Genomic DNA, 9,438 nt, shown 5'->3' on the forward strand with positions numbered 1-9,438 from the left:
CTCTTCCGATCTTCTTTAATACGGATTTTGGCTTCCTGAAGTGGGACATTGTCATCAAATTCAACCACAATCAAACAATAATCCTGAAAAGAGTTGGAAGTCACCTTCGTTACTCCGGAAACGTTTTTGAAACTGTCTTCAAGCTCTTTGGTAATCAGTTTTTCAACGTCTTCTGCAGAGTTTCCGGGATAAATAGTAGAAATGTATACTTTGTTTTCAATAACCTCCGGAAAACTTTCCCGCGGCATAGAGAAGTAGGAGTAAATCCCCAAAACAACGATGATGAACGTAAGAACGTACACCGTTGTACGGTTATCTACTGCCCAACTCGACAGCCAAAATTCTTTAGTATGCTTATTTTCGCTCATAATTTAAGTTTCAGATTATTGGATAGTAATTTTTTGTCCGTCCACTAAAGTTTTTGAACCGTCCGTAATGATAACATCTCCTGCCGTAAGTCCAGTTGCGATTTCTACAGAGTTCTGAGAGCTTTCCCCTTCCTGTACAAATACTTTTTTAGCAATGGCAGATTTTCCGTTGATATTGGTTGCCACGAAAACAAATTTTCGGTGTGCAGCATCTTCGTAGATGTATTGCTTAGAAATCTGAAGTGCGCTTGGATTTACATAATCTTCAATATTTACCTGAGCCAATAAGTTTGGCTTAATTACACCCCCCTGGTTTGAAATAGGAACTTCAATTTTGAAAGTTCTGGTAGCCGGATCAATATAATTACCTACCAATCTTACACTGGAGCTTAAAGTTTTATTTAAAGTAGGAAGGAAAATCTTCACACCGGTCCCAGGTCTTACTTTTGCCAAATAAGCTTCAGGAACATTGGCTTCCACTTTCATGGTTCCTAATGAAATTAATTTTACGATTTCGCTTTGTGGAGAAACCGACTGTCCGTTTTGCGTAATCACCTCATCAATTACTCCGCTGAAAGGAGCTACAATAGCAGTTCTTGCCAAACTTGCCTTCACAGCATCTGCAGCTTTCTGCGTTGCTGAAACCTGACTTTGCAAACCAGTTACATTTCTTTGTGCAGCTTCATAATTTGCTTTTGCCTGAAGAAACTGGAATTCGGAACCAATTTTTTGCTTCCACAGTGCAGCTTGTTTTTCGTAAGCAATTCTTGCCAAATTGGTGTTGGATTGCGCTGCTCCAAGTTGTGCTTTAATCGTAGAAACTGAAATTAAAGCCTGTTGATACTGATCTCTTAGACCACCGTCTGAAACTCTTCCAATCACCTGACCTCTCGAAACTTGCTGTCCTTCACGAACAAACAAAGAAAGTGTTCCGGAGAATTGCGGCATTACTTTAACATCTTGGTCTGTCACCACATTTCCCTGAATAGCGATATTGTGAACAAAATTGGTTGGATAAAGCTTTACCGTGCTCACAACTCCGTTTGCTGCAGTTGTAACGCCCATTGACGAAAGATTGGTGTCAATTTGTGACATCACAAGATTAATACTGTCCATTTTCGATTTCTGGCGGTCGCGGTAAGCTTGCAGACCTTTTACATCCTTGTTTTTAATTAAAGTCTGTAATGTTTCGTCTGTAGTGGTTTCTTTTTTACATGCCGTTAATCCGACTAAAAGTACCAATGGAATTAATATTTTTTTCATTTCTGATTTTTTTTAATGTTAGTTATAGTTTTTAAAGTTTACCAAGAGCCTCATCTAAAGCTGTTTTAGCCTGAATTAAATTTAAAGCTGCCTGATAATATTGTCTTTGCGCATCGTAAAGTTGGGTTTCAGCCTGTTGAAGGGTAAAACTCGTCCCCATTCCTTCTTTAAATTTAATTTGTTCCTTCTTGTAAATGCTTGAAGATAATGCGATTAAGTCTTCGGCGTTTTTAAATGAATTATATGCATTTTCGTAATCTGTGGAAGCCGAGAATGCATTATTTTGAAGAAGTCTTGAACTTTCATCCAAATCTAGTTTGGCTTTTTCTACATCCAATTTGGCCTGTTCGGTTTGCCATTTTCTTTGGAAACCACTAAAAATCGGGATGTCTAACTGTAATCCCCACAGCGAAGTATTATACCATTTCCCTTTCCACAAATCACCGAAGGAATTACTGTTTCCGTTGTAGCTTGTATTAGCGAAAGCAGCTAAAGTTGGCAGATATTTCGAACGTTGTAGTTTCAGCTTTAGTTCAGAAAGTTTTAAAGCATTTTCCCTCAAACGATAGTCAATATGGTTGCTCAGATCTGGATTTACGGCTGTATTTATCAAATTTTCGTTTCTATCAACAACATCAGCTAAGTTTGAAGTTAAGGCGATCTGTTCATTCAAAGGATAACCCATTAAATATTTTAATGCCATTGCCAACTGATCTCTGGTTCTTACTAAATTTTGCTGATTGGCAACCAAACTTTTATATCCATATTGCTGCTGCTCAACATTTTGTAGTTCTATAAGACCTACTTTATAAGTTGCCTCGGTATCACGAAGGGCCTTTTCAGCAACTTTTCTGTTTTCTTCTAAAGTCTTAAGATTTTCATCTGTTACCAAAACTCCGGTATATGCCATCAAAATACCTTGCTTAACTGATATTTCGGTTTTTTCTGTTGCCAAAGCCACAGTTTCTTTATACGCTTTCGAAGATTCTAAACCAACAAGGTAAGAGCCGCTGAAAAGAATTTGAGACAAGGTTAATGCAGCATTTCCCGAATGTTTTTGCCCGAATTGAACAGGTACATAAGTTCCGGCAGGTCCTCCAACAATTTCAGCAGGAAGCAGCTGTACAGGAACATTCAGGTAATTGGTATATTTTCCCTGTGCATCAACTTGTGGCAACCCAATTCCAATGGTTTCCTTTACTTTCTGCTCTGCGATAGTTTGGTCTATCTTCGCTTTTTTAACATTCACGTTGTTTTCTACCGCATATTGCCAAGCCTCATCTATCGTAAAACCTTGCTGCGCGAAAGCAAATGCCGAGACAGCCGTTACTGCGATAAGATTAAACAGTTTGTTTCTCATTATATTTTTCGTTTAATTTTTTCATTGTTAATTTCCCTTTTTCTGTGGTAATAGCGTTCAAAAACATCTGAAATGCACCTTGCTTATAGACTTCACGCGAAAGATTTTCGGTTTCCAGAAAAGGTGAGCTTTCGTATGAAACCATCAGCTGAAAGAAAAGTTTGGAGTATGTTTCTTCGTTAAAATCTTCTCTGTACATCTGCTGTTCTCTGCCTTTTCTGATGTTGTTCACCATAATTTCTGAGAACTTCTCCGAGAAATTCACCATATGCTTATGAAAAATAGAAGGATAATACTTCACCAACTGTTTGATGAACATAGAATTGTTGGTTTCCACAGCATTTTCTATTTCTTCATCACGGCAAAACATTCTTTCCACAGCATTGTCTATGTTACTTTCGTGAAGTTTAATGCGTTCGATAATATCATATAGCTTAAATTGCAAAACATCTTCCAGTAACGCTTCTTTGTTTTTATACATCTGGTAAAGCGTCTTTTTGGACATCCCGAATTCTTTGGCTATATCATCCATTGTAAGTGCTTTTGGGCCATTTTCCAAAAACAGAGGTACAACTTTTGAAATAAATTTTTTGTCCATTATTAATAAAAATCGGGTGCAAAGATAGAACAAGGAAACCTATAAACCAAAAAAGTTTCCAAGTTTATTGTTAATTTTTCCTGAACAGATTATTAACACAGACGAAAAGAAATCTTTTTTACTTTACATTTCATTAAAATTTTTCGCCGGGTGATTTTCCCCTGCTTCTCCCCCAAAAAAGTGATTTTTCCAATTTCACAAAAAGCGGGGATTTCTTGAAATGTTTCTCCACATACCTTTGTCTCACTAACCATAAAACTTTTTTTTATCATGAAAAAATTATTAGCAAGTGCATTCGCACTTATGTCCGTTGTAGCATTCGCACAAAGTAACTACGACACTCAAGTACAAACCGGAAACAATAATGCTACAGATGTAGAACAGCATGGACTTTCCAATTACGACAGAATTACACAAACCGGTAACGAAAACGTTGCTGATGTAGAACAGTGGGGAAAATCCAACGAAAACATTATCGTTAGTTTAGGAAACCGAAATGAGGTAAAAGTTCTTCAATCCGGACAATCCAACTATAATGACATTTGGCAACAAGGGAACGATAATTATGGTGAAACAACACAACATGGTGACGACAACTTCGCTTTTCAAACTCAGTATGGCAATAATAACGCTGTTTATGCAAAACAGTGCGGAGAAGAAAACAGAGCCATTCAAACTCAGGTGGGTTATGGAAATGTTGCAGATGCAGACCAAGCAGGAATTGCAAACTCTGCTGATCAATTTCAGTGGGGTGTTCTTAACCTTGCAGTAGCAAACCAGTTGGGTAAAGATAACAAAGCAAATCAAACTCAATTCGGATCAGAAAACTGGGCTTTTGCTTACCAAACAGGTTATGAAAATGAAGTGGTACAGTCTCAAGACGGATATTACAATACAGCAGTAGCTACTCAGGAGGGAGACCGAAACTTTATCAGTCAATCTCAAACAGGAGATTTCAACTTAGCTGTTGACTATCAAAACGGTTGTGATAACAGTATTGACGTTACACAAATTGGAGACGGAATGGTACATTACGGAACTCAAATTGGAAACGGAAATTCTCAAGTTGTTCTACAGGACGAGCAATCTGGTGGCCCTTGCTTGGATTGCCCAGATCTTCCAAAACCTAAATGTCCTTCAGGAGGTGATTGCTAAAATCTCAATTCAAACAAAACAACCAAAACATTTATCTTAATAAGTGTATTTAGGGGGAAGTTGGCGACGACTTCCCCTTTTAAAAAAACTAAAAAACTATACCCATGAAAACTTTAATCTTCATATTTCTGATGATTTCGGGTTTATCGTTTGCGCAGCAGATTGATTTTAAAAGTATTAACAGTAATAACATTCAGCTATTGCTAGAAAATCAAAATCCTGCTCCACAAAATATTTCAGGTTCTGTAACAGATATCCGACAATTCGGAAATTACAATACTGCAGAAGTGTATACCAAATCTAAAGACAATGATTTGCTGATTACCCAAACCGGCAATTTCAACGCAACTGTAATCAATAATCAAAACGCTGAAACCAGTTTAAAATCCGAAATTAATGTTGAAGGCTCCAATAATTATATTGATATCACCGGAAGCAACAGCATATCCGAAAATATCAAACTGAACTTCAACACGAATGATAAAATGATTTTTATGAGAAACTATTAACCGATAACCATGAAAATTCTCTTAAAAATAATACTAATCCTAACCGCAATGATTTCAGAACAAGTTTTTTCGCAAAACGAAACAGTAAAAGCCAAGCTGGAATCTAAAAACATAGAAGGTGTCTTACTGATAGACGCATTGGCACAAAATGGGACTGCAATTTATCAACCATTGAACTATACGATGCTTTCTGTAAGAAAAACCAGCAGTGGTAATACCTCATCATCAAAACAGTCCGGAAAATTTTCTCTGAATCCAAATGAAAGTAAGATTGTAACACAGTCTTCCGTAAATTTTAATCCCAAAGATGCGTTGAAAGTTTACCTTTTTATCAATGATGAGAAAAACCAGCTCGTCAGCAAAGACAGTATCAACATCAATACTGAGCAATTTTCTGAAGCTTTCGAAACCAATAAAATAAAAGAGGACGATATTAAACTTAGTGGACTCACTCTGGATGAAACCAAAACGATTGTTGGACAAAATTTTTATTCAAAACTCATTTCAAACCTTTTACTCAACTCCGTTGCGTTTGCTTTTCCTGTTAGGATTACAGAATTGCCAACACAGGGAAGAAGTTCACAGATACAAATTTTTGCTGATGACAGTAATATCTATTCTTTCATCTCGAAACCGGATGAGGAATATTTGGATGGACAGGTGAGCCAAACCATCAAACAGCTTTTTGCCTATCAAAATCAAAAAAATGTGGACGACACGGGTTTTAAATACTAAAACTAATAACCTCAATATATAAAATCATGAAAAATTCAGTAATGATCGTAGCTTTTACAGCAATTTCAGGATTTGCATTCGGACAACAATTCGTTTACAAACCTCTGAATCCCGCTTTTGGCGGCGATACATTTAACTACAACTGGTTGCTGAGTTCCGCATCATCACAAAACCAGTTTAAAGGAAGCGCTACAGATTCCAGTAGAAGCGGTTCTGCTCAGGATAGCTTTGCAGAAAGCATCAACAAGCAGTTAATGAGTCAAATTTCTCAAAAACTTTTCGGTGACCAGTTTGGTGACGGCGACCTGAAACCCGGAACCTACGTTTTTGGAGATATGTACTTAGAGATTACACAGACAGACCAAGGACTATTAATTAATATCCTTAACACAAGCACAGGTGAACAGTCGGAAATCATTATTCCGAATTAAAACTAAAAACAAATGAGAACAATACATTTAATAAGAAAATTTTTGGTACTTCCTTTATTGATCTCACTCAGCAGTTGCTCAACACTTCTAAATCTTCCTACAAAAAGCGAAAACTCCACACTGGGTGAAGTTACCCCTTACACCAGAGAATTAATGGAACTTCCGCCACCAATGGAAAAAATTGTAATTGGAGTGTACAAATTCAAAGATCAAACCGGGCAATACAAAATGGCCGAAAATGGCAGCAGCTGGAGTACAGCAATTCCACAGGGAACCACCTCAATTTTACTGAAAGCATTAGAAGACAGCAGATGGTTTCGCCCAATTGAAAGGGAAAATATAGGAAACTTGCTGAATGAAAGACAGATCATAAGATCCACCAGAAAAGAATATAAAGTAGAAGCCGACGGAAAAACTCCTATCGACGATCAACTTCCACCACTCCTCTACGCAGGAATTTTGCTTGAAGGCGGAATTATTTCCTACGACAGCAATGTAATGACCGGCGGAATTGGCGCACGTTATTTCGGCATTGGAGGAAGCACAAAGTACAGACAGGATCGTGTAACGGTTTATCTGCGCGTTGTTTCCAGCATGACCGGCGAAATTCTGAAAACGGTTTATACTTCAAAAAATATATTATCAACAGATGTTAACGGTGGCTTTTTCAGATTTATTGATACCGACAGACTTTTGGAAGCAGAAATGGGCGTCACCCAAAACGAACCAGTTTCCATTGCCGTTACAGAAGCCATCGAAAAAGCAGTGCATTCTTTAATTATCGAAGGTGTAAAAGACGGACTTTGGATGGGCGATAAAAAAGGTAATGATGCCTTAAAAGAACTGGTCAATAATTATCAAGCAGAAAAAGTTACCAATGTTAACAAAGTAATTGGCAATAAATTCCCTAACAATTACAGATCCAAGTTTTCAATTTTTGGTATAGTGAGTATGGATGAATTTAAAGGAGACTATGTCAATGCCAAAACAAATATCGGTGTAAAAAGCGGTCTGAAATATTTTATTACCGATAATTTTAATGTTGAAGCAAGCGCTTTTTACATGAAGCTAGAAAACGAGGGTGTATTTCAGGACCGGTTAATTGGTGGAGAAACCAATCTAGAATTTTTAGTATTCCCTCAATATAAACTGTCGCCCTATGTGTATGGTGGTGTTGGAGCTTTGGCCATCAAAACCGATCCTATTAAATATAAATTTCAGTTTGGAGGCGGCTTAGAATATATTGCCGTGAAAAATTTCGGAATCAGGCTGAATGCGCAATACGATATTGGATTTACCGATAATTGGGACATGAAGATTAATGGAAAAAGAAAAGACCAAGCTGCGAAAATTGGTCTCGGACTAAACTATTATTTTGGAAACGCTAAAAACTGACAGCCATGAAAAAATATTTTAATATCATCATTTTTATCTTTTCTTTCTTTTTAATTTTTTCCTGTAGTGAAGATCAAATAGATGCTGTGCAAACGGGAACTATAGAAGGAAAAGTAGTGGAAAAAGGAACCAATACTCCACTGCAGAATGTAAAAGTGCTTACACAACCAAGTACCAACACAGTTTTCACCGCTGCAGACGGAACTTTCAAACTGGAAAATGTTCCTTTGGGAGATTACTCCGTAAAGGTGGAATTTTCAGGATATTTGTCTTCATTTCAGGGAATCAGTTTAAAAAATCCCGAGCAGGTTATTTCTTTGGTTTATGAACTGAGTGACGACAATTCTTTGAACTCACCGCCAACAGCACCGGTACTTTTAAGCCCGACAGATAACGCTGTAGATCAACCTCAAAATGTTACATTAACTTGGCAAAGCACGGATCCGGATGCAGATGATGTGCTTACCTACAGATTACTTGTGAAAAATAATACCAATAATACCGTAATTGAGGTAAAAGATCTTTCTACTGCAACGTACTCACTAACCAATCTCAAATTTGGGGAAAGTTATTTTTGGCAAGTTGCAGTGAAAGACGGAATTAATCAGGAAGTAATGAGCAGCATTTTTAAATTTACCGTTAACAGTACGCCGAACAACAGATTTCATTACGTAAAAAAAGCGAATGGAAATTACCATATCATTTCCAGCAACGAACAAAACCAAAACTTCCAGTTTACCGATTCATCTTTCAACAGTTGGAGACCAAGAATGAATAATAATGGTGGTTTAATTGCTTTTCTGAGAACTGTCGGCGGAAATACACATTTGTTTACCGCTAAAAAAGACGGCTCCAATGTTTTTCAGGTGACCACAATTCCGGTTGCAGGTTTCAATGCTTTTGAACTGGATTTTTCCTGGAGTACCAATGGTGAAAAGTTGCTCTATCCTAACTTCAACAAATTGTATAAAATTAATAAGGACGGAAGCGGACTTGAAGTGGTTTACACCACTACCGATAACAGTATGATTTCTGAATGCGACTGGAGTTATGACGGCAGTAAAATCGCTATTAAAACCAACGACGCGAATGGCTACAACTGTAAAATTTATATTATTGATACCTTAGGAAATACGATGAAAACGATTCTCACAGGACAAACAGGAGCCGCAGGTGGACTAAATTTCTCCGTGGATGGGAATTATTTGCTCTATACAAGAGATGTTTCCGGTTTTGAAGACAACACATACAGACAGCTGAACTCACATATTTTTGTGTATGAATTATCTTCTGACGCTGTTATCGATTTGTCAGCCGTAAGTTCAAAAGTAAACGGAACAAACGATTTCGATCCAAGATTTTCGCCAAACAACGCCAATATTATTTTTGTGAATACTTCTAACGATGGTATTTCTACAAAAAACATTATTTCGGTTCCAACTCCAAGTTTTTCGAGCTCAACCAATAATTTGGCAAGAACACAATTCTTCTCTGATGCAGAAATGCCGGATTATGAATAATAAAATATAAAACTCATCAACAAAGAATCCGTCTCACAACTGAGGCGGATTTTTTTGGTTATTATTTAGGATTTTTGTATATTTATCATTGATAATCAGATAGT

General features: G+C 37.2%; 10 protein-coding genes. 6 read left to right on the forward strand and 4 right to left on the reverse strand.

The features are described 5' to 3' along the window. The 4 genes from Q0252_RS10405 to Q0252_RS10420 form a co-directional block, all read right to left on the reverse strand. On the reverse strand, positions 1-368 hold a 368-nt coding region (locus tag Q0252_RS10405), incomplete at its 3' end, for an efflux RND transporter permease subunit (protein WP_297985996.1). Positions 369-383: 15 nt separating this feature from the next. Then, entirely contained in the window at positions 384-1,631 is a 1,248-nt protein-coding gene (locus Q0252_RS10410; protein ID WP_297985998.1) for an efflux RND transporter periplasmic adaptor subunit, read from the reverse strand. A gap of 31 nt (positions 1,632-1,662) precedes the next feature. Beyond that, positions 1,663-2,991, reverse strand: coding sequence for a TolC family protein (locus tag Q0252_RS10415; protein ID WP_297986000.1), 1,329 nt, complete (start codon positions 2,989-2,991; stop codon positions 1,663-1,665). Beyond that, positions 2,972-3,589 (reverse strand): TetR/AcrR family transcriptional regulator, encoded by a 618-nt coding sequence (locus Q0252_RS10420; RefSeq protein WP_297986001.1) that lies wholly within the window; start codon positions 3,587-3,589, stop codon positions 2,972-2,974. Before Q0252_RS10420 ends, Q0252_RS10415 begins: the two co-directional genes overlap by 20 nt. A 270-nt stretch (positions 3,590-3,859) precedes the next feature. Here Q0252_RS10420 and Q0252_RS10425 point away from each other — a divergent pair, with 270 nt between their 5' ends. The 6 genes from Q0252_RS10425 to Q0252_RS10450 all read left to right on the forward strand — a co-directional run bounded on the left by Q0252_RS10425 (position 3,860) and on the right by Q0252_RS10450 (position 9,334). After that, positions 3,860-4,744 carry a hypothetical protein gene (locus Q0252_RS10425; RefSeq protein WP_297986003.1) on the forward strand — a complete coding sequence of 295 codons (885 nt, stop codon included), beginning with the start codon at positions 3,860-3,862 and terminating at the stop codon, positions 4,742-4,744. Between the two features lie 104 nt (positions 4,745-4,848). Further along, a complete protein-coding gene (locus Q0252_RS10430; protein ID WP_297986005.1) occupies positions 4,849-5,253 on the forward strand; it encodes a hypothetical protein in 405 nt (134 codons plus the stop codon). Between the two features lie 48 nt (positions 5,254-5,301). Further along, complete coding sequence (gene csgH, locus Q0252_RS10435) at positions 5,302-5,988, forward strand: curli-like amyloid fiber formation chaperone CsgH (RefSeq protein ID WP_297986006.1); 687 nt, start codon at positions 5,302-5,304, stop codon at positions 5,986-5,988. A 26-nt stretch (positions 5,989-6,014) separates the two neighbouring features. Beyond that, on the forward strand, positions 6,015-6,419 hold the full coding sequence (locus Q0252_RS10440) for a curli production assembly/transport component CsgF (RefSeq protein WP_297986008.1): 405 nt from the start codon (positions 6,015-6,017) through the stop codon (positions 6,417-6,419). 12 nt (positions 6,420-6,431) lie between these two features. Further along, positions 6,432-7,814, forward strand: a complete 1,383-nt coding sequence (locus tag Q0252_RS10445) for a CsgG/HfaB family protein (protein ID WP_297986010.1) — start codon at positions 6,432-6,434, stop codon at positions 7,812-7,814. A gap of 5 nt (positions 7,815-7,819) precedes the next feature. Further along, the gene (locus Q0252_RS10450; RefSeq protein ID WP_297986012.1) at positions 7,820-9,334 is read left to right on the forward strand and encodes a carboxypeptidase-like regulatory domain-containing protein; all 1,515 of its coding nucleotides are present in this window, start codon (positions 7,820-7,822) and stop codon (positions 9,332-9,334) included. Positions 9,335-9,438: the final 104 nt, after the last annotated feature.

It is taken from the genome of uncultured Chryseobacterium sp., assembly GCF_936933875.1.
Classification (GTDB): domain Bacteria; phylum Bacteroidota; class Bacteroidia; order Flavobacteriales; family Weeksellaceae; genus CAKZIK01.